General features: G+C 70.7%; 21 protein-coding genes. 8 read left to right on the top strand and 13 right to left on the bottom strand.

Annotation, left to right across the window (positions count from 1 at the left end; translation table 11 throughout):
- Positions 1-2: 2 nt before the first annotated feature.
- From ACZ5Y0_RS00985 to ACZ5Y0_RS00995, 3 genes are read right to left on the bottom strand one after another with little or no spacing between them, the layout of a single operon-like run.
- Complete coding sequence (locus tag ACZ5Y0_RS00985; RefSeq protein ID WP_469126522.1) at positions 3-812, bottom strand: HAD family hydrolase; 810 nt, start codon at positions 810-812, stop codon at positions 3-5.
- Complete coding sequence (locus ACZ5Y0_RS00990) at positions 812-3,328, bottom strand: phosphoribosyltransferase (protein WP_469126523.1); 2,517 nt, start codon at positions 3,326-3,328, stop codon at positions 812-814. The genes ACZ5Y0_RS00985 and ACZ5Y0_RS00990 overlap by 1 nt, the downstream gene beginning before the upstream one ends.
- A 35-nt stretch (positions 3,329-3,363) precedes the next feature.
- Positions 3,364-4,530 (bottom strand): HpcH/HpaI aldolase/citrate lyase family protein, encoded by a 1,167-nt coding sequence (locus ACZ5Y0_RS00995; RefSeq protein WP_469126524.1) that lies wholly within the window; start codon positions 4,528-4,530, stop codon positions 3,364-3,366.
- Positions 4,531-4,756: 226 nt separating this feature from the next.
- Here ACZ5Y0_RS00995 and ACZ5Y0_RS01000 point away from each other — a divergent pair, with 226 nt between their 5' ends.
- On the top strand, positions 4,757-5,527 hold the full coding sequence (locus ACZ5Y0_RS01000) for a TerD family protein (RefSeq protein ID WP_469126525.1): 771 nt from the start codon (positions 4,757-4,759) through the stop codon (positions 5,525-5,527).
- A 51-nt stretch (positions 5,528-5,578) separates the two neighbouring features.
- Here the strand turns inward: ACZ5Y0_RS01000 and ACZ5Y0_RS01005 are convergent, their stop codons facing one another.
- From ACZ5Y0_RS01005 to ACZ5Y0_RS01030, 6 genes are all read right to left on the bottom strand, one after another.
- Positions 5,579-6,316 carry a TerD family protein gene (locus ACZ5Y0_RS01005; RefSeq protein WP_469126526.1) on the bottom strand — a complete coding sequence of 246 codons (738 nt, stop codon included), beginning with the start codon at positions 6,314-6,316 and terminating at the stop codon, positions 5,579-5,581.
- Between the two features lie 130 nt (positions 6,317-6,446).
- A complete protein-coding gene (locus ACZ5Y0_RS01010) occupies positions 6,447-7,589 on the bottom strand; it encodes a DUF475 domain-containing protein (protein ID WP_469126527.1) in 1,143 nt (380 codons plus the stop codon).
- 80 nt (positions 7,590-7,669) lie between these two features.
- The gene (locus tag ACZ5Y0_RS01015; RefSeq protein ID WP_469126528.1) at positions 7,670-8,245 is read right to left on the bottom strand and encodes a TerD family protein; all 576 of its coding nucleotides are present in this window, start codon (positions 8,243-8,245) and stop codon (positions 7,670-7,672) included.
- Between the two features lie 120 nt (positions 8,246-8,365).
- Complete coding sequence (locus ACZ5Y0_RS01020) at positions 8,366-8,941, bottom strand: calcium homeostasis/redox stress adaptation protein (RefSeq protein ID WP_469126529.1); 576 nt, start codon at positions 8,939-8,941, stop codon at positions 8,366-8,368.
- A 171-nt stretch (positions 8,942-9,112) separates the two neighbouring features.
- On the bottom strand, positions 9,113-9,571 hold the full coding sequence (locus tag ACZ5Y0_RS01025; RefSeq protein WP_469126530.1) for a peroxiredoxin: 459 nt from the start codon (positions 9,569-9,571) through the stop codon (positions 9,113-9,115).
- 203 nt (positions 9,572-9,774) lie between these two features.
- Positions 9,775-10,212 (bottom strand): DUF3052 domain-containing protein, encoded by a 438-nt coding sequence (locus ACZ5Y0_RS01030; RefSeq protein WP_057583034.1) that lies wholly within the window; start codon positions 10,210-10,212, stop codon positions 9,775-9,777.
- 400 nt (positions 10,213-10,612) lie between these two features.
- On the opposite strand from ACZ5Y0_RS01030, the gene aceE reads away from it, so the two are divergent.
- Together aceE and ACZ5Y0_RS01040 are read left to right on the top strand one after the other, a co-directional pair.
- Positions 10,613-13,345: a pyruvate dehydrogenase (acetyl-transferring), homodimeric type gene (gene aceE / locus ACZ5Y0_RS01035; RefSeq protein ID WP_469126531.1), complete on the top strand. Its 2,733-nt coding sequence runs from the start codon at positions 10,613-10,615 to the stop codon at positions 13,343-13,345.
- Between the two features lie 81 nt (positions 13,346-13,426).
- Positions 13,427-14,233, top strand: a complete 807-nt coding sequence (locus tag ACZ5Y0_RS01040) for a potassium channel family protein (RefSeq protein ID WP_469126532.1) — start codon at positions 13,427-13,429, stop codon at positions 14,231-14,233.
- A gap of 90 nt (positions 14,234-14,323) precedes the next feature.
- Here the strand turns inward: ACZ5Y0_RS01040 and ACZ5Y0_RS01045 are convergent, their stop codons facing one another.
- Both ACZ5Y0_RS01045 and ACZ5Y0_RS01050 read right to left on the bottom strand, forming a co-directional pair.
- Positions 14,324-14,629, bottom strand: coding sequence for a small hydrophobic protein (locus ACZ5Y0_RS01045; RefSeq protein WP_469126533.1), 306 nt, complete (start codon positions 14,627-14,629; stop codon positions 14,324-14,326).
- Positions 14,630-14,946: 317 nt separating this feature from the next.
- On the bottom strand, positions 14,947-16,566 hold the full coding sequence (locus ACZ5Y0_RS01050) for an MFS transporter (protein ID WP_469126534.1): 1,620 nt from the start codon (positions 16,564-16,566) through the stop codon (positions 14,947-14,949).
- Positions 16,567-16,677: 111 nt separating this feature from the next.
- Between ACZ5Y0_RS01050 and ACZ5Y0_RS01055 the strand changes: the two genes are divergently transcribed.
- From ACZ5Y0_RS01055 to ACZ5Y0_RS01065, 3 genes are all read left to right on the top strand, one after another.
- Positions 16,678-17,322: a TetR family transcriptional regulator gene (locus ACZ5Y0_RS01055; protein WP_469126535.1), complete on the top strand. Its 645-nt coding sequence runs from the start codon at positions 16,678-16,680 to the stop codon at positions 17,320-17,322.
- 134 nt (positions 17,323-17,456) lie between these two features.
- A complete protein-coding gene (locus tag ACZ5Y0_RS01060) occupies positions 17,457-18,674 on the top strand; it encodes an alpha/beta hydrolase (protein WP_469126536.1) in 1,218 nt (405 codons plus the stop codon).
- 57 nt (positions 18,675-18,731) lie between these two features.
- Positions 18,732-19,583: a DUF4429 domain-containing protein gene (locus ACZ5Y0_RS01065; RefSeq protein WP_469126947.1), complete on the top strand. Its 852-nt coding sequence runs from the start codon at positions 18,732-18,734 to the stop codon at positions 19,581-19,583.
- Between the two features lie 40 nt (positions 19,584-19,623).
- Here ACZ5Y0_RS01065 and ACZ5Y0_RS01070 read toward each other — a convergent pair whose 3' ends face one another.
- Positions 19,624-20,649 (bottom strand): aldo/keto reductase, encoded by a 1,026-nt coding sequence (locus ACZ5Y0_RS01070; protein ID WP_469126537.1) that lies wholly within the window; start codon positions 20,647-20,649, stop codon positions 19,624-19,626.
- The gene (locus ACZ5Y0_RS01075) at positions 20,646-21,131 is read right to left on the bottom strand and encodes a MerR family transcriptional regulator (RefSeq protein ID WP_469126538.1); all 486 of its coding nucleotides are present in this window, start codon (positions 21,129-21,131) and stop codon (positions 20,646-20,648) included. Before ACZ5Y0_RS01075 ends, ACZ5Y0_RS01070 begins: the two co-directional genes overlap by 4 nt.
- A 76-nt stretch (positions 21,132-21,207) precedes the next feature.
- On the opposite strand from ACZ5Y0_RS01075, the gene ACZ5Y0_RS01080 reads away from it, so the two are divergent.
- Positions 21,208-22,044 (top strand): serine hydrolase domain-containing protein, encoded by an 837-nt coding sequence (locus tag ACZ5Y0_RS01080; protein ID WP_469126539.1) that lies wholly within the window; start codon positions 21,208-21,210, stop codon positions 22,042-22,044.
- A gap of 72 nt (positions 22,045-22,116) precedes the next feature.
- Complete coding sequence (locus tag ACZ5Y0_RS01085; RefSeq protein WP_469126540.1) at positions 22,117-23,931, top strand: serine/threonine-protein kinase; 1,815 nt, start codon at positions 22,117-22,119, stop codon at positions 23,929-23,931.
- Positions 23,932-23,939 lie beyond the last annotated feature (8 nt).

Here is a 23,939-nt window from a genome sequence, read left to right on the forward strand (position 1 = left end):
GCCTACCTGTCGCGCACGCCCTTCAGGAACTCCCGCAGGATCCGCTCCCCCGCCAGCACACCACGCTCGGGCAGCGCCGTGACCTGCGGTGCCGTCCAGGCCGCGTCGGCCAGCTCACCGTGACCGGGGCGCCAGCCCCGGTCCGACACCAGCAGCAGATCGGCGTCGAGCAGGGAGTCACCGGCCGCCAGCGTCAGCTCGGCGCCGGTGCGCCGGGCCACCTCGCGCACGGCCGCGCTCTTGGTCAGCGGCTTCGGCACGGCGTAGATCTTGCGGCCCTGGAGCGACACCGTCCAGCCGCGGTTCTCCGCCCAGACCGCCAGCTCCTTCACCCACTCCTCGGGCAGCAGCTCGCGCTCCACCACCAGATAGGCGAACAGTTCCTCGGCGATGCGCTCCTTGCGCAGCCAGAGCGGGTCGGCGAAGGCCGCGAGGTGCGCCTGCACCTCCGCGAGCGGCGCGCACTCGTCGGCCAGCCGCGCGGTCACCACGGCCTGCCACTCCGGGTCGGACACCCCGTCCACCAGCAGATGCCCGCCGTTCGCGCAGATCGCGTACTTCGGCGGCGGACCCGGCAGATTGATGCGCTGGTACTGCTTGCGGGTCCGGGTCGTCGTCGGCACGAACACCGCCGCGTCCCCGAGATCCGTCAGCAGCTGCGCCGCCGTCTCCGTCAGGTACGACAGCGGACGGCTCTCGTGCACCTCCACGCACAGCAGCCGGGGCGCCCGCGCGTCCGGCATGGTCAGCGCGAGGGCCGCCGCGGAGTAGATGAGCGTGCGGTCGAGGTCGCTCGCCACGAGCACCGGCATCAGGAGGTCACCGCCTTGCCGTCGGCGCCGGTCGCGCCGCGCGTGTACCGCGGGTGGATCAGTCCCACGCAGGTGTACGGCAGGTCGCCGACCTCCTCCACCGGTACCCCTCGCTGCCCGGCGAGCAGCCGGACGTGGTCCAGGTCGGCGCCCGCCCCGGCCCGCGCCAGGATCTTCCACGGCACCCGCCGCAGCAGCACCCGAGTGGTCTCGCCGACGCCCGGCTTGACCAGGTTCACGTCGTGGATGCCGTACTGCTCGCTGATGCGCTCCACCGCCGCCCAGCCCTCCCAGGTCGGCGCCCGGTCGGCGGCCAGCAGCTCCTTCACCGCCGCGTCCACGGCGTCCGCGACCTCGGGGAAGCGGGCCGAGACGGCGTCCAGGAAGGCACCGGAGACGTCCGCGCCGGCCAGCTCGCGGTAGAACTTCGCCCCGTGGAAGTCGTCCGGCCCGACCAGGTCGGCGCGCAGCACGGTCCGCGATATCAGGCCCGACACGGTGGAGTTGAGGCAGGCGGAGGGAATCAGGAAGTCCTCCCGTGTGCCGTACGTCCGCACGCAGGAACCCGGGTCAGCGAGCACCGCGATCTCCGGGTCGAAGCCGGCCGCACCGCCGGCCGCCTCGAACTCCTCCACCGCCGCGACCAGTTCGCGGCTGATCGCGCCCTTGCCGGTCCAGCCGTCGACGAAGACGACGTCCGCCGGGTCGTGGTGCTCGGCCAGCCAGCGCAGCGCGTTGGCGTCGATGCCCCGGCCCCGGACGATCGACACCGCGTAGTGCGGCAGCTCCAGGCCGTGCCGGTGCTGGGCCCAGCGGCGCATCAGCACCCCGATCGGGGTGCCGGCGCGGGCCAGGGAGACGAGCACCGGCCGCGGGGACCGCTCGGCGATCACCAGTTCCGTCACCGCGCCGACCGCCTGCGCCAGCCGCGCCGCGTTCGTCTCCAGCGCCGCGTGGAACAGCTCCTGGTACTGCTCGCTGGGCTGGAACTCCACCGGCAGCGACTCCGCGTAGTGGGCGCCGCCGCTCTGGATGGCCTCCTCGCGCTCCTCGGTCGGCGCCTCCAGCGTCACCTCCGAGAGGTCCTGGAGCAGCCAGCCGACCTCTTCGGGCGCGTACGAGGAGAAGGCGGGACCACGGAGGGGGTCGGGCAGCATGGCGGGCCTTTCGGGTACGTACAGCGGCTCGGGGACGTACGAGGGCACGACCGCGAGGACGACGTGCGGGGTGTGCGCGGCGAGCCGGTCCAGGAGGCCGCCGGGGGCGTGCAGCGCGGGGGTGTCGGCGGCGGAGTCGACCACGACGGCCACAGCGTCGAAGCCCGCACCCGCGACGTTGTAGGCGTAGCGCTCGCCGGGGCCGTCGGCCGGATCGTCGTGGGCGGGGAAGACGATCCGGCTGCGTATCGCGTAGCCCGGGTCGTCGACCGCGAGCACGGGTGAGCGGGTGGTGGTGGAGAAACGCACCTCGGCGGCCGCGACCCGCTCCAGCTCACGGGCCAGCCGCAGCGGCGCGTACATCAGCTCCTCGAAGCCGAGGACGTGCACACGCTCTGCCTCCGCCGGCAGGGCATCGGCAAGCCGCGCCGCCATCGCGGGCAGGGCACCTTCCAGCCGGACGCGGTGCCGGGGGGTGAAGCCGTGGCGGCCGCCGTCGGGGAGGCCACGGGGCCAGCGGAGGTCGACGCGAGTGACGCCCGGCCGGGTGAGGTCGTCGTCCGGGCGCGGGCCGGTGGGGGCGGCCGACCGTGCCTCGGCGGCGGAGCCGCGGGAGTCACCGCAAGGCGCCTCCTGGGGGTCCGGTTCGTATCTCGCCACCAGCTCCCGGCCCTTCTCCAGCACCCCCTCGGGGAGCCGGACCGTGCCCGAGGCCGCCGTCACGAGGTCCACCCTGGCGTCGATCTCGCGGGCGAAGGCCTCCAGGCGCCGCGCGTCGGCGGGGGATCGCATGTCGACCAGGGCGACGACGACGTAGCGGCGGCGCGGGTAGCGCTCGTGCAGCTCACGGATGGTGTTGAGGACGGTGTTGCCGGTGGAGAACTCGTCGTCGACGAGGACCAGCGGGCCGTCCCCGACCAGCAGCGCCGGGTCCTCCGGCAGCAGCAGGTGGGAGGTGGCGTGGGAGTGCGACTCCTCGAAACCGCCCGCCGGGACGACGCCGGGGACGGGGCGCCGGGTGGAGTGCAGGTAGGGCGCCGAACCGACGCCGTCGGCGACGGAGTGGCCGAGGCCGGTGGCCGTCTCCGCGTACCCGAGGACGACGGCCTCGGCGGCCTCCTCACCGAGCAGCTCGCCCACCCGGCGGCCCAGGGCGAAGCCGTGGCCGTAGACCACGGACGGCGACTGCGGCACGTGCTTGCCCAGCACGTGGGAGACGAGCAGGTGGGCCCGCTTGGGGTTGCGGCGCAGGGCCAGCCCGAGCAGGTCGGTCAGCGCGTCGTCGCCCACGAGCTGGACGCCGAGCCGCTCGGCGACCCAGCTCCCGGACCAGACCCCGTTGTTCACTGCGTTGTTCATGCGTCCCTATGTCGTGAGGAGGGTGGTGCGGTGGTTCAGCCGGGGATGCCCGCGGCGAGCAGGTCGACGAAGCTGACGTCCTCGCGCGCGACGCCGAAGACCTCGGCGCGCACCATGGTCCGCTCGGCCCAGGCCCGGTGCGGCTTCACCTCGTTCATCTTGTTCGTGTACGCCGACCTCATCACGCCCCCGCCGCCGCGCTCCGGCCGCAGAATGTCCGCCGCGTCGCTGTACTCCTCGTGGCTGACCACGGACAGGGCGTGCACGGCCGGTACGTGCGAGGGGTGGATGCAGGTCTTGCCGAGCAGGCCGTTGGCGTGGTCGAGGGAGATCTCGCGCAGCAGTCCGTCCATCGCGTGTTCGATCAGTTTCTCACGCAGCTCGACGGCCTGTCCCTCCAGGAAGGGGCTGTGCCGCAGCATCGGCTTGAACATGCGCTCGGGGACCCGGAAGTACTCCCAGACGGGCCCGGTCACCGTGAACCCGGTGCCGTCGGCCCGCCCCAGCATGTTCACCACGTCGGCGATCACGGAGGCGACGATCTGGACGTCGTAGGCGGTCATGTCGGGTGCCCGGCGCAGACCGTACGACGAGCAGAAGTCGGTGACACCGAGGCGCAGGGCGAGGACGCGGCTGCGGTACTTCTCGACGGCGCGGGCGATGCCCTCCAGGGCGTCCACCCGTGACTCGCGGTACATCAGCTCGGGCGTCTCCAGGACGGGCATGCCGAACAGCCGTCGCCCGCCGGCCAGCTCGGCGTCGGCCAAGGCCTCCAGGAAGGGGATGCCGCGCTCCTCGGTGAACTTCGGGAAGACGAACCCGCTGAGCAGCCGCACGGCCGGGCCCAGGCGCCGGACCAGGTCCGGGATCTGCTCGGGGGTGCGGATGCGGATGAACAGCAGCGGCGGCTCCAGGTCGGGACGGGCGGCCAGGTCGGTGAACTGGCGGACGAGGTTCTCCTCCCCCTGCTCCACGTCCTCGTCGCCGATGGAATCCTCCAGGCACAGAACCATGGACACCACCCCACGCCCGGTCTGCTTCAGGATGTCCTCCGCCAGCCGGGGCCGGGTGGCGGGGCTGTAGAGCGTGGCCCCGAGGGCGGCGGACAGTGTCCGGGCCGGCGAGTCCGCGTCGAACGCACACGGCTCCCGGTGGAACAGGCGCTGCCGAACCTCAGGGGCGAGGTGCCCGAAATGACGCATATATCTCCCCCATGGTGCAAGTCGAGCGGGTGAATTCGGCAAAGAGGTGGCCGGTAATAGTACGTAGAGACCCGTGTCACGGGTTCCCACCGGTCATGAACTTCAGGTAACGCAGAGCGACACGATCCCGGCACGGTCCGTCGACGTCACCCACGGGACCGTCCGGACCGCCCGTTGCCGTGTACCCGCATTGTCGTGAGCAGAACCGAGAGGGCAGGATGAGCGCATGACGCACGCGATGCTGAAGGGGTCGAACGTCCCGCTGAAGGTCACCACGGTGCGGGCCGTGCTGCGCTGGTCACCCGGGCAGGGGGTCCCGGACGTCGACGCCTCCGCGCTGCTCCTCGGCCCCGAGGGTCGTGTGCGATCCGACGAGGACTTCGTCTTCTACAACCAGCCCCGGCACCCCTCCGGGAAGGTCTGGCGGCTCGGCAAGAAGCGGAGCGCCGAGGGCCTCACCGACACCATCCAGACAGATCTGGCCGGTGTCGAGGCCGACGTCAGCCAGATCCTCCTGGTCGCTTCGGCGGACGGCGTCACCTTCGACCGCGTGCGCGCCCTCAGCATCCTGCTGTACGACGCGGCGGCCGCCGAGGGCGAGCCGTTGGCCACCTTCGACATCCGTCCGGAGACCGGCGAGGAAACCGCGCTGATCTGCGGCGAACTGTACCGCCGCGGACAGGGCTGGAAGTTCCGGGCGCTCGGCGAGGGCTACTCCAACGGCCTCAAGGGCCTCGCCACGGACTTCGGCATCTCCGTCGACGAGTCGGAGGAGGCCGCCGCCGGCGCCGACCCCGGCTCCACGCCCAGCCTCTCCCAGCCGCTGCCGCCGGAGGAACCCACGACGGCCGTCCCGCGGCAGCCCGCGGCCTACGGCTATCCGGCGTCCCTGCCGACGTACGGCTACGGGTATCCGGACGCCCAGCCGGCCGGGGCGGCGGCCCCCGCCGGCGAGTTCCGCATGCCGCCGCAGGGACCGCAGTTCATCGGACGGTGAGGGCGGCGAGGGCGCTGCCAGAGCCGGGGCCACGGCCGGGGCCGCGGGAAGTCAGCGCTCCGCCTTGGTCTTGTAGCCCCGCCCCCACTGCAACCCCCACCCGTACAACCGGTCCAGTTCGGCCTGGAAGCCGTACACGAATTTCACCTCGCGCCGGACGAGCAGCTCCCCCTTCACGTTCTCGATCATCACCACCGCGCACGAGCGGGCCTGGGGGTGCCGCTCGTCGAGTCCCACCTCGATGCGCGGTCCGTTGCTGGGGTAGAGCGTGACGATCGCGTGCGTGCGGTCGAAGGCCGGCGTCTGATCGTAGATGTAGACGAACACCAGCAGCCGCTTGATGGCGTCGCGCTGGTCCAGGTTGACGTAGAGCGTCTCGCCGGACGCCGACCCGAACCGGTCGTCACCGCTCAACTTCACGTACGGCGCCGCGTTGATCTCGCCGAGCAGGCCGCCCAGCGGCTGGACGACCCCCTTCGTCCCGTCGGCCAGCTCGTACAGGCAGCCCAGGTCGAGGTCGACGTTGACCATGCTCTGGCTGTGTCCTATGACCTCCGGCGGGCGCAGCGCCTTGAGGGGGTGGCGCAGCAGGCTCTGCCGCGAGGAGCCGCCGAAGTCGGAGGTGCGCATCCGCCAGGTCAGGTTGACGCGCAGGTGCCCGGTGGCGGCGGCCTGCTTGGTGAGCGAGACCTGGCTGTGCCGTTTGGTCAGCTCTATCGCGTTGCTCGCCGCACTGCCCGAGTCGAAGTCGGCGGCCCTGCCTGGCCGGAGTCCGTCGAAGAAGCCCATTACCGCCCCCAAGTCCTACGCCCGAAAAACGCCTGACCGCACAGTCCCCCGGAAACGACCGGCGGGGCGGCCGTGGAGGAATCGTCCTCGACGGCCGCCCCGCTCAGAGCGTTCCTCATCCGGAAGCTGATCACACTCCGGACGAGACCTCGGTCTTCTCGTCCGAGCCCGCGTCGCCCTCTGCCGCCGCCAGCGCCCGGTTGCGGCGCACGGAGGACCAGAAGGACCAGGCGATCAGGACGACACCGACCATGCCGGTGATGACCTCGTGGATCTCGTACTGGATGGTGACGAGCAGGATCACCGCGAGGGCGCCGATCGCGTAGTGCGCGCCGTGCTCCAGGTAGACGTAGTCGTCGAGGGTGCCCTGGCGGACCAGGTAGACGGTGAGCGACCGGACGTACATGGCGCCGATGCCGAGGCCGAGGGCCATCAGCACGATGTCGTTGGTGACGGCGAAGGCGCCGATCACACCGTCGAAGGAGAAGGACGCGTCCAGGACCTCGAGGTAGAGGAACATGAAGAAGGCCGCCTGGCCGGCCAGGAGGACCGGGGACTTCTTCTTGCCGGTGCGCCGGGCCTCTTCCTCCTGCTCGTGCTCGCGTTCCTCCTCTTCCTCGAGTTTGCCCTCGAAGTAGCCGGAGAGGCCGCCGACCACCATGTACGTGATCAGGCCCCCGATGCCGGAGAGCAGGACGGTCTCGGCCTTGTCCGCGTGCCCGGCGTGCAGGTGGGCGTGGGTGGCGACGGTCAGGGAGCTGATCAGCAGGACGATCAGCGCGATGCAGACCGACAGCATGTCGACCTTGCCCAGCTTGGCCAACGGGCGTTCCAGCCAGCCGAGCCACTTGATGTCCCGGTCCTCGAAGATGAAGTCCAGGAAGATCATCAGCAGGAACATGCCACCGAAGGCCGCGATCGCGGGGTGCGCGTCGGTGACCAGTTCCTGGTAGCGGTCCTTGTCGGTGAGGGCGAGGTCGACGGCCTCGACCGGCCCGAGCTGGGCACTGATCGCGACGATCACGACGGGGAAGACCAGCCGCATGCCGAAGACGGCGATCAGAATGCCGACCGTCAGGAAGATGCGCTGCCAGAAGGCGTTCATCTTCTTCAGGATTCCGGCGTTGACGACTGCGTTGTCGAAGGACAGCGAGATCTCGAGGATGGACAGGATCGCCACGATACCGAAAGCGGTCCACCCCCCGTAGAGCACCGCTGCGACGAGGCCGAGCGCGGTGACCGCGAACGACCACCCGAAGGTTTTCAGAACCACTGGCTACCCAATCCTGTCTCTGGGCCCCGGTCCCCCCAAGCGAAGCCTGGGGGAGGGTTTCCCCCGCGCTGTACGCGGCTTTACGAAACGTTGACTCCGAAGTCTAGAGCGATGCCCCGTAGACCTGACGCGTACCCCTGACCCACCGCACGGAACTTCCACTCGCCCTGGTAGCGGTACAGCTCGCCGAAGATCATGGCCGTTTCGGTGGAGGCGTCCTCGCTGAGGTCGTACCGCGCGAGTTCCTGGCCGTCGGCCTGGTTGACGACCCGGATGAACGCGTTGCTGACCTGTCCGAAGGTCTGGCCGCGCTCGTCGGCCATGTGGATGGAGACGGGGAAGACGATCTTGTCGCACTGGGCGGGCACCGTGCCGAGGTCGACGATGATCGACTCGTCGTCGCCGTCGCCCTCACCGGTGATGTTGTCCCCGGTGTGCTCGACCGAGCCGTCGGGGCTCGTGAGCTGGTTGTAGAAGACGAACCACTCGTCACCCATGACCCGTCCGCCGGTGCACAGCAGTGCGCTGGCGTCCAGGTCGAAGGGGGCTCCGGTGGTGGAGCGCGCGTCCCAGCCGAGACCGACCATCACCTGAGTGAGGTTCGGCGCGACCTTGGAAAGGGAGACGTTGCCTCCCTTGGCGAGCGTGACGCCCATGTGCTGGTCCTCCCCTAGGCCGTGCTTCTTCGGTTCCTGCACGTCCGGCGCCGCCCGTGAACGGTGCGGCGCCGGACGATGCCGTCATGTCATGGACGACGGCGTCTCACAGGGGTCGGCTCAGACGTTGACCCCGAAGTCCTGCGCGATGCCGCGCAGGCCCGAGGCGTAGCCCTGGCCGATGGCGCGGAACTTCCACTCCGCGCCGTGCCGGTACAGCTCGCCGAAGACCATGGCGGTCTCCGTCGAGGCGTCCTCGCTGAGGTCGTACCGGGCGATCTCCGCCTCGCCGGCCTGGTTCACGACGCGGATGAACGCGTTGCGCACCTGGCCGAAGGACTGCTGGCGGTTCTCGGCGTCGTAGATCGAGACCGGGAAGACGATCTTCTCGACGTCGGCCGGTACGGCCGCGAGGTCGACCTTGATCTGCTCGTCGTCGCCCTCGCCCTCACCGGTGATGTTGTCGCCGGTGTGCTCGACGGAGCCGTCGGAGCTCTTGAGGTTGTTGAAGAAGACGAAGTTGGCGTCGCTGGCGACCTTGCCCGAGCTGTTCAGCAGCAGCGCGCTGGCGTCCAGGTCGAAGTCGGTGCCGGTCGTGGTGCGCACGTCCCACCCCAGACCGACGATGACCGCGGTCAGGCCCGGGGCCTCCTTGGTCAGCGAAACGTTGCCGCCCTTGCTGAGGCTGACTCCCACGAGTCCTCCATTGGTGTCCGGGGGCGGGGAGCCCCGTCGTGCGTCGGATATCGGATCAACGATTCGATCCTAGTGAGGGGTTCCCGCCCCCCGCAGGCCGTGGAGCCGAAGAATCACCGGATGTCGGCCACGGCCCGGCATCGCAAAGGGCTCGGCCGGGAACGGCCGGGATCACAGCGCGTCGAGTGCCGAGACGTACTCACCGAGGTCGCGGGCGTCCGGCAGCGCGTTGACGACGGTCCAGCGCACGACGCCCTCCTTGTCGATGACGAAGGTGCCGCGCACCGCGCACCCCTTGTCCTCGGCGAAGACGTCGTAGGCGCGGGAGACCTCACCGTGCGGCCAGAAGTCGCTCAGCAGCGGGTAGTCCAGGCCTTCCTGCTCGGCGAAGACCCGAAGGGTGTGGATGGAGTCGTTGGAGACGGCGAGCACCTGGGTGTCGCGGTCGGAGAACTTCGGCAGGTTGTCACGCACCTCGCACAGTTCGCCGGTGCACACACCGGTGAAGGCGAAGGGGTAGAAGAGCAGGACGACGTTCTTGCTGCCGCGGAAGTCGGACAGCCTCACGGTGCGGCCGTGGTTGTCCTTCAGCTCGAAGTCGGGGGCCTTGTCGCCGACCTTGATCGCCATCGTCGTGGAACCCTTTCCTGGGGCTTCGCCGGAGCCGGTTGCGGCATTCGGGTGAGAGCATCCCCGGAACGCCGGGAACCACCCTACGCAGCGGCCACGACGCACCTGTGGACGGGCCGATGCGGGATCGGCCCGTCCACGGGCGTCGAGAGGGGTTTTTCGCGGTTCTCCGCTACCTCGACGAGGTCGCTACGGGAACGAGGTCACTTCTTGGACTTGGCGGCCTTGGGCGTCACCAGCCGGCTGCCACTCCAGTCCTTGCCCACGCTGACGCTCTTGCTGGCCGACAGACCCGCCGTCGTCGCGGCTTCAGAGATGTCACTCGGTTCCACGTACCCCGTCCGGCCGGTCTTCGGCGTCAGGAGGAGGATCGAGCCGCCTTCTTCGATGTACGTGGTGGCGTCCACCAGCGCATCCGTCAGGTCGCCGTCATCGTCGCGGAACCAGAGCACCACGGCGTCGGCAACGTCGTCGTAGTCCTCGTCCACCAGGTCGCTGCCGATGACTTCCTCGATGGACTCGCGGAGCTCCTGATCGACGTCGTCGTCGTAGCCGATCTCCTGGACCACCTGCTCGGGCTGGAACCCCAGCCTGACGGCAGGGCTCGTCCGCTCCTCCGCGTGGTCCGCGGTCGCGCTCACGGGTTGCCTCCTGATCATGTTTCGGAAATAACTCAGCCACGCGCGTGCGCGAAGCATTGGCCGTAGTCCACACGGGCGGGGCGGATCGCGCAAGTACCCGGCGGTTCGGACCGCCGAAACGGTGACGATCCTGGCGGTGTCGCCGCAACTCCAGGCACGCGATCCGGACGGAAGGTGACGTGCACCACACCTATCTGCCCCGTTTGCGTATTTGAGAACCCTCCAAGGGTACGAGACTCGAACGGGTGCCGGTTACCTCGGGGTAGAGATGACGTTTTCGGCCCCTAGGTACACGATGGGGGCGGTGCAAGTACTGGAGAACGAACGGGGGACATCGTCCCCATGCACAGCCCCCCGCCCACACAGCCCCACACAGCCCCTCTGACAGGTAAGGACCAGCGTGGCTTCCGGATCCGATCGCAACCCGATCATCATTGGCGGCCTTCCGAGTCAGGTTCCTGACTTCGATCCCGAGGAAACCCGGGAGTGGCTCGACTCCCTCGACGCCGCCGTCGACGAGCGAGGCCGGGAGCGGGCCCGCTACCTCATGCTGCGCCTGATCGAGCGGGCCCGCGAGAAGCGCGTGGCCGTGCCCGAGATGCGCAGCACGGACTACGTCAACACCATTCCCACGCGCGCCGAGCCGTTCTTCCCGGGCAACGAGGAGATCGAGCGGAAGATCCTCAACGCGACCCGCTGGAACGCGGCCGTGATGGTCTCGCGCGCGCAGCGGCCGGGCATCGGCGTCGGCGGCCACATCGCCACCTTCGCCTCCTCGGCGTCGCTGTACGACGTGGGCTTCAACCACTTCTTCCGCGGCAAGGACGAGGGCGACGGCGGCGACCAGGTCTTCTTCCAGGGCCACGCCTCGCCCGGCATCTACGCCCGCGCCTTCATGCTCGACCGGCTGAGCGAGCAGAACCTCGACGCGTTCCGCCAGGAGAAGTCCAAGGCGCCGTACGGCCTGTCCTCGTACCCGCACCCGCGGTTGATGCCTGACTTCTGGGAGTTCCCGACCGTGTCGATGGGCCTCGGGCCGATCGGCGCGATCTACCAGGCGCGGATGAACCGCTACATGCACGCGCGCGGGATCGCCGACACGTCGAAGTCGCACGTGTGGGCCTTCCTCGGCGACGGCGAGATGGACGAGCCGGAGTCGCTCGGGCAGCTGACCATCGCCGCGCGCGAGGGCCTGGACAACCTGACCTTCGTGGTCAACTGCAACCTCCAGCGCCTCGACGGCCCGGTGCGCGGCAACGGCAAGGTCATCCAGGAGCTGGAGTCGGTCTTCCGGGGTGCCGGCTGGAACGTGATCAAGCTGATCTGGGACCGCACCTGGGACCCGCTGCTCGCCCAGGACCGCGACGGCATCCTCGTCAACAAGATGAACACCACCCCGGACGGCCAGTTCCAGACCTACGCCACGGAGTCCGGCGCGTACATCCGCGACCACTTCTTCGGCGACGACCACCGCCTGCGCGCGATGGTCGAGGGCATGACCGACGACCAGATCCTGCACCTGGGCCGTGGCGGTCACGACCACCGGAAGATCTACGCGGCGTTCAAGGCGGCCGTGGAGCACACCGGCCAGCCCACGGTCATCCTGGCGAAGACGGTCAAGGGCTGGACCCTCGGACCCAACTTCGAGGGCCGCAACGCCACGCACCAGATGAAGAAGCTGACGGTCGACGATCTCAAGGGCTTCCGCGACCGGCTGCACCTGCCCATCTCCGACAAGGAGCTGGAGAGCGGCGCGCCGCCGTACTACCACCCGGGGCGCGACTCCGAGGAGATCCAGTACATGCACGACCGGCGTAAGGGGCTCGGCGGGTACGTCCCGACCCGCGTCGTGCGCGCCCAGCCGCTGCGACTGCCCGACGACAAGACGTACGCGACGGTGAAGAAGGGCTCCGGCCAGCAGTCCATCGCCACGACCATGGCCTTCGTGCGGCTCCTCAAGGACCTCATGCGGGACAAGGAGATCGGCAAGCGGTTCGTACTGATCGCGCCGGACGAGTACCGCACCTTCGGCATGGACTCGTTCTTCCCGAGCGCGAAGATCTACAACCCGCTCGGCCAGCAGTACGAGTCGGTCGACCGGGAGCTGCTGCTCGCGTACAAGGAGTCCCCGACCGGGCAGATGCTGCACGACGGCATCTCCGAGGCGGGCTGCACGGCCTCGCTGATCGCGGCAGGTTCGGCGTACGCCACGCACGGCGAGCCGCTCATCCCGGTGTACGTCTTCTACTCGATGTTCGGTTTCCAGCGCACCGGCGACCAGTTCTGGCAGATGGCGGACCAGTTGGCGCGCGGTTTCGTGCTGGGTGCGACTGCCGGACGTACGACGCTGACCGGTGAGGGACTCCAGCACGCCGACGGCCACTCGCAGCTGCTCGCCTCGACGAACCCGGGTTGTGTGGCGTACGACCCGGCGTTCGGCTTCGAGATCGCGCACATCGTCAAGGACGGTCTGCGCCGGATGTACGGCCCGGACAGCGAGGACGTCTTCTACTACCTCACCGTCTACAACGAGCCGATCCAGCACCCTGCCGAGCCCGAGAACGTGGACGTGGAGGGCATCCTCAAGGGCGTGTACCGCTTCAGTGAGGGCACCTCCGGGGCGATCCCGGCGCAGATCCTCGCCTCCGGTGTGGCCGTCCCCTGGGCCGTGGAGGCGCAGCGGATCCTGGCCGAGGAGTGGAACGTGCGCGCCGACGTCTGGTCGGCGACCTCCTGGAACGAGCTGCGGCGCGAGGCGGTCGACGTCGAGCGGCACAACCTGCTGCATCCGGAGGAGGAGCAGCGCGTGCCGTACGTGACGCGCAAGCTCAGCGGGGCCGAGGGGCCGTTCGTGGCCGTCTCCGACTGGATGCGGTCGGTGCCGGACCAGATCGCGCGCTGGGTGCCGGGGCCGTACCAGTCGCTGGGCGCGGACGGCTTCGGCTTCGCGGACACCCGTGGGGCCGCGCGCCGCTTCTTCCACATCGACGCGCAGTCGGTGGTCCTGGCGGTGCTGACCGAGCTGGCCAAGGAGGGCAAGGTCGACCGGTCCTCGCTGAAGCAGGCCATCGACCGCTACCAGTTGCTGGACGTGGCGTCGGCCGATCCGGGGGCGGCGGGCGGCGACGCGTAGCGGCCGTCCCGGACCGGGTCGCTGAGGGGCGGCGGGGCCTGTCGGCTCCGCCGCCCCCTGTGCGTTCCCTACGATGCGGGCATGGAGCAACAATCGGCGCGGGACCGGTGGGAGCGGCGGACGCAGCGGCCGCTGCTGGCGCTGGCCCTGGTGTTCGCCGTCGCCTACGCCGTGCCCATCGTGCACACCTCGGCCCGACCGTCGCTGACGTCCGCGTGCGCCTGGGTCGAATGGGGGGTGTGGGCGGCGTTCGCCGTGGACTACGCGGTGCGGCTGGTGCTGGCCGAGCGGCGGCGGGAGTTCGTGCGCGCGCAGTGGCTCGACCTGTGCGCGGTGCTGCTGCCGCTGATCCAGCCGCTCAGGCTGCTGCGGCTCGTGTCGACCCTGCTGCTGGTGGGGCAGCGGGCCCGGATGGCATCGCAGGTCCGGCTGACGACGTATGTCGCGGGCTCGGTGCTGGGGCTGCTGGTCTTCGGCTCGCTCGCGGTGCTGTCCGTAGAGCGGGAGTCACCGCAGGGGAACATCCGGTCGCTGGATGACGCGCTGTGGTGGTCGTTCACGACGATGACGACCGTGGGGTACGGCGATCACGCGCCGACCACGGGGCTCGGGAGGCTGATCGCGGTCGGGCTGATGCTGTCCGGGATCGCGCTGCTGGGTGTCGTCACCGCGAACATCGCCGCGTGGTTCATCGAGCGGTTCGAGAAGGACGACGTGGAGGAACGCGAGCAGACGGAGGCGATCCGCACCCTCACGGCCGAGGTCAGCGCTCTGCGCGCGGAGGTGGCGGCCCTGCGGGCCCACCCCGTCGTCAGGCAAGCCCCGCCGGGCCCTGGGACTCCGCCCCCGGATCCCCGGCCCATGCCCACCCGCAACCCGACCCGGTGAGCTGAGAAGCGCGGTCCGGGGACGCGGTCCCCGGGGCAGGGGCGAGAAGGGGTGGCGGGGACGAGAACGCGCCCCGCCGGAGCCCCCGTCTCACAGCAGCCCGTTCCCGGCCATCCCCGTCCCGGTCAGCCACACCAGGGCGAGCAGTGTGTCGATCGCGCCGAGGACGACGGCGACCAGGGCCGGCACCGGGCGGGGTCCCGCCCAGCTGCGGCCCATGGCCAACCAGCCGCAGACGATCGCCGCGGGACCGAGGACGATCCCCAGCGCGAAGAAGCCGGCGACCGCGCAGACCAGGCCGACAATGCCGAGCGTCGCGTTGTCCGGCCCGCTCCGTGACCACGTCCGGCCACGTGAACGGGGGTGCCCGCGCGTTCCATGTCCAAAGCCCGCCATCGTCAACTCCCTTGTGCCTGGGACTGTTTCGATGGTTCGGGTACCCGCCTCACACCGGTTATGCGGCAACGGGCGAGGGCCGTCGGCGCGCTGTCCCCCTCCGGCAGCGCGCCGCAGCCCCGGCCGCCCTCCCATCCGGAGGGCTTGACCCACTGTGACCTGCGGCGCGTACCGGACGCGAGAAACCTTTAGCGTTCTCACCCTGATAGGGGAATTCCGCTGAAGATCCGTCAGAGTCGAAACCCGTTCAGCGAGCCGAAACCGCGTCGGAGAGCGAAGCCGCGTCCGGCTCGGAGCGGCCTCGGAGCCGGGTCCCGTCAGAGGTGACCGACCCCGGCGCCCGCCTCGGCGTTCTCCCCGCGCTTGGTGAGCAGCGCGACGAACACGGCGACGGCCGCGACCCCGGCCGCGACGAGCGAGGCGAGACTCATCCCGGAGATGAAGGTGTCGTGGGCGACGTCGGTGATCTTCGCGGCGATCTCCGCGGGCGTGCCCTCGGCCACCGGCGCCACACCGACCTGGACGGCCTCGGAGGCCTGGCCCAGTTGGGTGGGGGTGAGTTCGGGCAGGCCGGCGCCCTTCCAGTTGCCGGGCAGGTCGCTGTCGACCTTGGAGGCCATCACGGCACCGAGGACGGCCGTACCGAGACTGCCGCCGATCTGCATGGCGGCCTGCTGGAGACCGCCGGCGACTCCGGACAGCTCCATGGGGGCGTTGCCGACGATGACCTCGGTGGCGCCGACCATGACGGGGGCGAGGCCGAGGCCGAGCAGGGCGAACCAGACGGACATCGCCAGGCTGCCGGTGTCCGTCTTCAGGGTGGACATGCCGAACATGGCGATCGCCACGCAGAGCATGCCGCCGGCCAGCGGGACGCGCGGACCGACCTTGGTGATCATCGCGCCCGCCAGCGGGGAGCCGACGATCATCATCCCGGTGAGTGGAAGCAGATGCAGGCCGGCGTCGACCGGGCCCATACCGTGCACGTTCTGGAGGTAGAACGTCACGAAGAAGAGGCCGCCCATGAAGGCGATGGCCATCAAAACCATCAGGACGACACCTGCGGACAGCGGCAACGAGCGGAACAGGCCCAGCGGCACGAGCGGTTCCGCGACGAAGTTCTCCCAGGCGGCGAAGCACGCGAAGAGCAGCACGGAGCCACCGACGAACGCCCAGGTCCTGCCGTCGCCCCAGCCCCATTCGGGAGCCTTGATGAGGGCCCAGACCAGGCAGAACATCGCGCCGGAGAGCAGCGCGATGCCCAGGATGTCGAAGGAGCGCGGGGCCTTCTCGGCGCGGTGGTCGAGCAGCATCACCACACCGAGGGCGACGGCGAGGACGCCGACCGGCACGTTGATGAAGAACACGGACTGCCAGTTGACGTGCTCGACGAGGACGCCGCCCAGGATCGGGCCACCGGCGGTGGAGGCACCGATGACCATGCCCCAGATGCCGATGGCCATGTTGAGCTTCTCGGCCGGGAACGTCGCCCGCAGCAGGCCGAGCGCGGCCGGCATGAGCAGTGCGCCGAACAGACCCTGGAGGACGCGGAAGGTGACGACGAACGCGATGCTGTCGGACAGGCCGATCGCGCCGGAGGCGGCGGCGAAGCCGACGACACCTATCAGGAAGGTCTGGCGGTGGCCGAATCGGTCACCGAGCTTGCCCGCGGTGATCAGGCAGACCGCGAGGGCGAGGAAGTACGCGTTGGTGATCCACTGCACCTCGGCGAAGGTGGCGCCGAGGTCCTTGGCGATGGCCGGGTTGGCGATGGCCACGATCGTGCCGTCGAGGGCCACCATCATGACCCCGACGGCGACGGTGATGAGCGTGAACCACGGATGGCCGCGCAGCCCCTTGGCCGGTGGCTGGTCCGACGGGTTCGAGGGCGACTTGTCCGCCGGTCCCGTCGTGTCGATGGTGGTCTGACTAGTCATGTGTTCGAGGCTAGTGACAGCCGCTGACAGTTGACAAACTGATTCACAAGTCGGCAACTGACATGTCACCGCCCTTGCCCGGGCGGACGGACGGCAGAAGGAGAGGTCGCCATGGAGACCACCACGCCGCGGCCGGGGCTGCGGGAGATGAAGAAGCGCCGCACCCGTGACGAGTTGCTGCGGGCGGCCGTCCACCTGTTCACCTCGCAGGGGTACGAGCGGACGACCGTCGACGAGATCGCGGAGGCCGTGGGCGTCTCGCAGCGCACCTTCTTCCGCTATTTCGCCGGCAAGGAGGAGGCCGCGCTCGCCCTGGAGGGCATCACGGTGGCGCGCTTCGTCGAAGGGGTACGGGCCCGACCGGCCCACGAGGCGCCGATGGAGGCGCTGCGGCAGGCGGTCCTGGAGGGCTGGAGTTCCCTCAGCGAGGCCATCGAGTCGATCGCGTCCGTCGAGCTGTATCTGCGCATGTACCGGGTGATCGAGTCGACCCCGGTCCTGCTCGCCGCACATCTGCGGCGCTCGGCCGAGACCGAGGAGGCGATCGCGCGAGTGCTCGCCCACCGCGAGGGGCTGGGCGTGGACGACCCGCGGCCACGGCTGGCGGTGGCCGTCTTCGGCGCGGTGATGCGGGTGACGGAACGGCAATGGAGCACGGGCGGGGACTTCGGCCTGGAGGAGATGCGCGAGCTGGCGTCCCGGTACCTGGATCAGGTGGGACCGGCCCTGCTGGGCAGCTGGCGGACCGGGACGTGACGCACGGCGTGGTCGCGTCGGCCATGGACGATGCAGGCCCCGAAAGGCCCCCGAGGCCTTCTCGTCCGCCGAAACCGTGATCCCTGTCACTCCTGCGACCCGAGACCTTCTCGTTCTCCTAGTGTGTCCTCCCAGTGACTTCCTTCGACACCTCCCCGCAACTGACGGCATGGCGCGCACTGCTCGCACTGGCCGTGGTGTTCGTGATGCTGACGACCACCGGCTGGACCGCCGTCCACCGGCACGAGGGGACCACCGCGCTCAAGGCCTCGCTCACCGCATGGGAGCGCGGCCGGGTCGCCGGACGCCGGCTGCCCGACCCGCAGGCGGCCCCGGCCCGGCTCGCACGGTTCTTCACCTCGCTCACCGCGGCCCAGCGCGCCGGGCTCGCCGAGCGCTACCCCCTCGCCGTCGGCAACATGAACGGCGCCCCCGCCACGCTGCGCTACCGCGCCAACCGCATCGCGATCCAGGAGCAGATCGGCGTCGAGCGCGCCCGGATGCGGGACGAGCGGCTCTCGCCCACCGGGCAGCACGAGGCCGGCCGGCGTATGCGACGTCTCGAGTCGATGACCGCCGCCGGCCGTCAGATCCTCGCCTTCGACCCCGGGGGCAGCGGCCGGGTCGCCGAGGTGTTCGGCGACCTCGACCGGGCCGGGCGGATCTCCGTCGTCGTCCCCGGCGTGGACACGGCGCTGCTCACCTTCCAGCGCACCGACCGCAGGTATTCGGCGCCCGTCGGCATGGCCGAGGCACTGTACGCGGCCGAGCGCAAGGCGCGCCCCACGACGCGGACGGCCGTGATCGCCTGGGCGGACTACACCTCGCCGTCCGGACTCGGCTTCGACTCGGCGACCGCGATGCGCGCCGAGCGGGGCGCCGTGCGGCTGAACGCCCTGGTGCGCGGCCTGCCCGGCCGCTCTCCCGTCTCCCTGTTCTGTCACAGCTACGGCTCCGTGGTGTGCGGGGTCGCCGCGCACACCCTGCCGGGCCGGGTGGCCGACATCGCGGTGGCGGGCAGCCCCGGGATGCGGGTGGAGAACGCCGCGCAGCTGCACACCGACGCCCGGGTGTGGGCGATGCGCGACTCCGACGACTGGGTGCAGGACGTGCCGTATCTGGAGCTGGGCGGTCTGGGGCACGGCGCGGACCCGGTGGCGTCCGGGTTCGGCGCGCGGGTGCTGTCGGCCCGCGAGGCCAGCGGCCACGGCGGCTACTTCGAACCGGGCACGGACAGCCTGCGCAACTTCGCGGACATCGGCACCGGCGAGTACGGCTCGGTGCGGTGCGCCGACGGCAAAGACGCTTGCCGGGAGGATCTGCCCGGCACGACCACGGCCGGACGCGCGTAGAGGCGCAAAAATCACGGTGCGCGCGAGGAGGGGACGATGGAGCGAGTGCCGCATACGATGAGCCGCATGGGTGACGTACTGGCCGGGTTTCATGCCGCCTGGGAGTTCGAGTCCGACTCCGTCCTCATCCGCTACGAACGGGGCATCCGCACCCCCAAGCTGTTCTCCGCGCTGGGCGAGCGCCGGATCCCGCTGGCGGCGATCGAGGCGGTGACGCTCGAACCCGGGAGGCGCGGGACGGTGGTGCTGCGCATCGCCCCGCGGCCCGGCGCCGATCCGCTGACGGAGGTGGCGGCGGGACAGCTGAAGGAGACCTGTGACCCGTACCGGCTGGTGCTGCCCGCCGAGCGGGACGCGCTCGCGGAGTACTACGCCGACGAGCTGCGGGCGGGGCTGACGGAGTCCGGGCCGGCCGAGCGGTTCCTGGTGGCCGCGCCGGAGGCGCCGCTGTCGTTCAAGGCGTACGACGCGAAGGCGTCCTTCGACGGGCGGACCGTACGGTTCCGCTGGTTCTGGACCGGGGCCTCGTCCGCGAAGTGGAAAGCCGGCGACCAGAGCTTCGCCGTGTCGGAGCTGACCGGGGTGGAGTGGCGCTCGCCCGAGGCCCTCGAGGGCTGTCTGCGGCTGCTGCGAGGGGACGACCTGCCCACGCAGGCCGACCAGGACCCGGCGGCCGTGGTGTTCGGGCTGGGTTACGGGGCCGTGCACGAGTCGCTGCCGTTCGCGGCGGCCGTGCTGTCCGCGGTGCGCGGGCGGGGGGCCGTGGCCGCGGTGGCGGTCACGGCCCCCCGCCGCGATCCGGCGGACGTCGCCGAGCGGATCCGCCACCTCGGGGAACTCCACGGCGCCGGACTGGTCACGGACGACGAGTTCTCCGTGAAGAAGGCGGAGCTGCTGGCGGAGCTCTAGGTCCTCCCGTTCCTCGGAAGAGGGCCTCGCGGCTCGGTCCTCAGGAGAGGGCCTCCCGGCCGGCGGAGGTGAACGTCATGTCGGCGTACCGGTCGCCCGCGACCTTGCCCGCGATCGGCTCCAGGAGCGCCAGCTCGTCCGCGCTCAGCTCGATGCCCGTCGCCCGTACGTTCTCTGTCACCCGGCCGGCCTTGCGGGTCCCCGGGATCGGGATCACCGGCAGGCCGTGGACGCCGGCCTGCTGGTGGACCCAGGCCAGGGCGACCTGGGCCGCGGTGGCGTCGTGGGCGCGGGCGACCGCGCGGACCGGCTCCAGGAGGGCGGCGTTGGCCGCCGCGTTCCCCCCGGTGAAGCGGGGGTGCTGACGGCGCAGGTCGTCGGCGGTGAGGTCCTTGTCGGCGTCGACGAAGGAACCGGAGAGGAAGCCCCGGCCGAGCGGGGAGTAGGGCACGAGCGCGACGCCCAGCTCACGGGCGGCCGGCACCACCCGGTCCTCGATGTCCCGGCTGAACAGCGACCACTCCGACTGCACGGCGGCGATCGGGTGCACGCCCCGCGCGGCCCGCAGCTCGTCGGCCGTGACCTCGCTCAGGCCCAGATGCTTGACCTTGCCCTCGCGCACCAGCTCGGCCATCACGCCGACGGTGTCCTCGATCGGCACGGCCGGATCGCGCCGGTGCATGTAGTAGAGGTCGATGACATCGACGTCCAGGCGCTTCAGGCTGGCCTCGACGGCCTGGCGGATGTAGGGCGCGTCGTTGCGGATGATGCGGCGGCTCGGGTCGTCCGCCGGGATCGACAGGGCGAACTTGGTGGCGATGACGACCTCGTCGCGGTGCGCCTTGAAGAACGGGGCGAGGAACTCCTCGTTGGCACCGGCTCCGTACGCGTCCGCCGTGTCGTACAGGGTGACGCCCAGGTCCAGGGCGCGGTCCAGGGCGGCCCGTGACTCCTTGGCGTCCGAGGGGCCGTAGGCGAAGCTCATGCCCATGCAGCCCAGGCCCTGGACGCCCACCTCCGGACCCGCTTCGCCGAGTCGTGCCGTGGGGATCCTGCTGTCGGTCATCGGGTCCTCTCCGATTCGTACGCCCGTGTGGCGTCCGAGTAGAACGTGATCTTCCGGTCGAGCACGGCGAGCGTGTCCTGGAGTTCGGCGATCCGCGCCCGGACGTCCCGGCGGGTCTGTTCGAGCAGCTCGCGCCGCTCGTCGAACGTGTTCTCCCCCTCGCGCACCAGCTCCGCGTACCGGACCATGTCGGCGACCGGCATTCCGGTCAGCCGCAGCTTGCCGACCAGATCGAGCCAGTCGAGGTCGCGGTTGCTGTAGCGGCGCTGGCCGGTGTGCGAACGGTCGACGTGGGCCATCAGGCCGATCCGCTCGTACCAGCGCAGGGTGTGCGCCGTCAGGCCGGTGAAGGCGACCACCTCGCTGATCGTGTAGCGGTCCTGCCCGTCGGGGCGGGGATGCCCCGGTGGCGGGGCGGAACAGACGTCTGCGGGGGGTGGGCCTTCTTGGTTCGTCACGGGTGTGGTCTGCAACACCGTCATGTCCTCCACGCTATGACCTTCGAGCGCACTCCAAGCAAGCGAATTCGGTAAGAAGTCCGAAGGTAGGCTCATGGCCATGTCGCTCACGAGCCTCGCGCTGATCGAGAACTGGCCGGTCCCCTCCGCCGCGGCGGGTGTCGTACGGGCCGACGGCACGGTCGCGGGCACGCACGGCCCGGTCGGCCGGCGTTTCCCGCTGGCCTCGGTGACCAAGCCGCTGACCGCGTACGCCGCCCTCGTCGCGTACGAGGAGGGGGCGGTCGAGCTGGACGAGCCCGCCGGGCCGCCCGGAGCGACAGTCCGCCATCTGCTCGCGCACACCTCCGGGCTGGCCTTCGACGAACACCGGGTGACGGCGCCGCCCGGGGACCGGCGGCTGTACTCCAACGCCGGTTTCGAGCAGCTCGGGGACCACATCGCGAAGGCGACGGACATCCCGTTCGCGGAGTATCTGCGGCAGGCGGTGCTGGAGCCGCTGGGAATGACGGCGACCGCGCTGGAGGGCTCGCCCGCGAAGGACGGCGTGTCGACGGTGGAGGATCTGCTGCGGTTCGCCGCCGAGGTGCAGGCGCCTCGGCTGCTGGACGCGCGGACGGTCGCGTCGGCGATGACCGTCCAATACCCCGGTACCAAGGGCGTGTTGCCGGGATACGGCCACCAGAACCCCAACGACTGGGGACTGGGCTTCGAGATCCGGGACTCCAAGTCGCCTCACTGGACCGGCGGTTCCTCCTCGCCGCGCACGTTCGGGCACTTCGGGCAGTCCGGTACGTTCCTGTGGATCGACCCCGAGGCGGGGGTCGCCGCGGCGGCCTTGACGGACCGGGCGTTCGGGCCGTGGGCGGCCGAGGCGTGGCCCGTGTTCACGGACGCCGTGCTCGGCGAGGTCCGGGGCTCCGGTCCCGCCCGCTGACCGCCGCGCCGTCCTCCTCCGCTAACCTCCCTCTGCACACAGCGTCCAACGCGTGGATCTCGGGGGAGAGCAATGACAGGTGGTCAACCGGGCGGTCACTTCCGCCCGTTGCACAGCGGCGACCCGACGTCGGTGGCGAGCTACCGGCTGGCGGCACGGCTCGGCGCGGGCGGTATGGGCACGGTGTACCTGTCGTACACGCCCGGCGGGCATCCGATCGCCCTCAAGACGATCCGTCCGGAACTGAGCGAGGACCCGGAGTTCCGCCGCCGGTTCCGCCAGGAGGTGCAGGCAGCCCAGCGCGTGCAGGGCCTCTACACCGCGCCGGTCATCGACTACGACACCGAGGACGCCCAGCCCTGGCTGGCCACCGCCTACGTGGCCGGGCCCTCGCTGGCCTCGGCGGTCGGCGAGCACGGACCGCTGCCGGCGCCGTCGGTCCTGCTGCTGCTCGCGGGCATGGCCGAGGCGCTGTCGGTGATCCACGGGGCGGGCATCGTCCACCGCGACCTCAAACCGTCCAACGTCCTGCTCGCCTCGGACGGTCCGCGGGTCATCGACTTCGGGATCGCCCGCGCCGCCGACGCCACCGCGCTGACCGGTACCGGTGTCTCCATCGGCACGCCCGCGTTCATGTCGCCCGAGCAGGCCGCGGGGAAGTCGGTCACGCCCGCCTCGGACGTGTTCGCGCTCGGTCAGGTGGCCGCGTTCGCGGCGCGCGGCACCGGGGCGTACGGGGACGGTCCCTCGCACGCGGTGCTGTACCGGATCGTCCACGAGGAACCCGACCTGAGCGGGCTCGCGGAGCCGCTCGGCTTCATCACCCGCTGCCTGGCCAAGGACCCGGCCGAGCGACCCTCCCCCGCCGAGATCATCACCCTCTGCCAGGAGGCGTCGCCGACGCCGCTGCGCCAGTCCGGGTCCTGGCTGCCGGAGGCCATCGCCGCGCAGATCACCCAGCGCGTTTCGGCGTCGGCCGCGCTGGCGGCGGCACCGACGGCTGCCCCGGCAACCCCCGCGCCCACGGCTCCGGTCACCCGGCCCGACCTGACCCCGCCGCCGCGGACCCCGGCGCACGCCCCGGCGCACACGGCTCCCACCGAGGCCGCCCGGCATGTGCCGCCGACGCCCTCGTTCGGTCCCGCCGTCCCGCCGCCGCAGCCGCAGGCCCCGTTCCAGCCGTCGTACGGCCCGCCGACCGCGCCGCAGCCGCACTTCGCCCACCAGCAGCCCGCCTGGCGGCCGCATCCCCTGCCGCTGCCGCCGAAGCGGAACCAGACCGGCAAGTGGATCGGGATCGCCGTCGCGACCGTGATGGGGCTGGCCTGGCTCGGCGGCTGCGCGTCCGTCATCAAGGGCCTCGACGACTCGTCGGACGCTTCCACGGACACCTCCGCCACCAGCGGCGGCACCGGCGGCGGCACCGACTCGCGGAGCACCCGGCGGCAGCCCGACCCCACACCGGTCACCTACCGGGGCATCAACATCCCCGAGAGCTACTCCGTCCGGTTCGCGGACTCCCCGCCGAAGCCCTTCGAGGCCCCCGACGGCAGCAGCCCCCGCTACGAGTCGGACAGCGACCTCTACTACTACGACGCCGGCGGCTGGGACAACGACCCGCTGCTGGGCAGCAGCGGCGAGAAGGTCGTCCTGCTGAACAACGCCCAGAAGGGCTCGCTGGCCACCTGCCGCGCCGAGACCCGGTACACCGAGGAGGTCAAGCTCGCCCAGGTCTCCAAGGGTTCGCAGATGTGCGTGCACAGCTCCTCCGGCCACATCGCCCTGGTCACCTTCAAGGGCAGCGCGCCGGAGAACGACCCCAGCGACTACGTCACGGTGGACATCACGGTGTGGCGCAACGCCGAGGAGCCCACCGTCGAGGAGTAGGCGGCGGC

Source organism: Streptomyces sp. NPDC033216, from assembly GCF_055577115.1.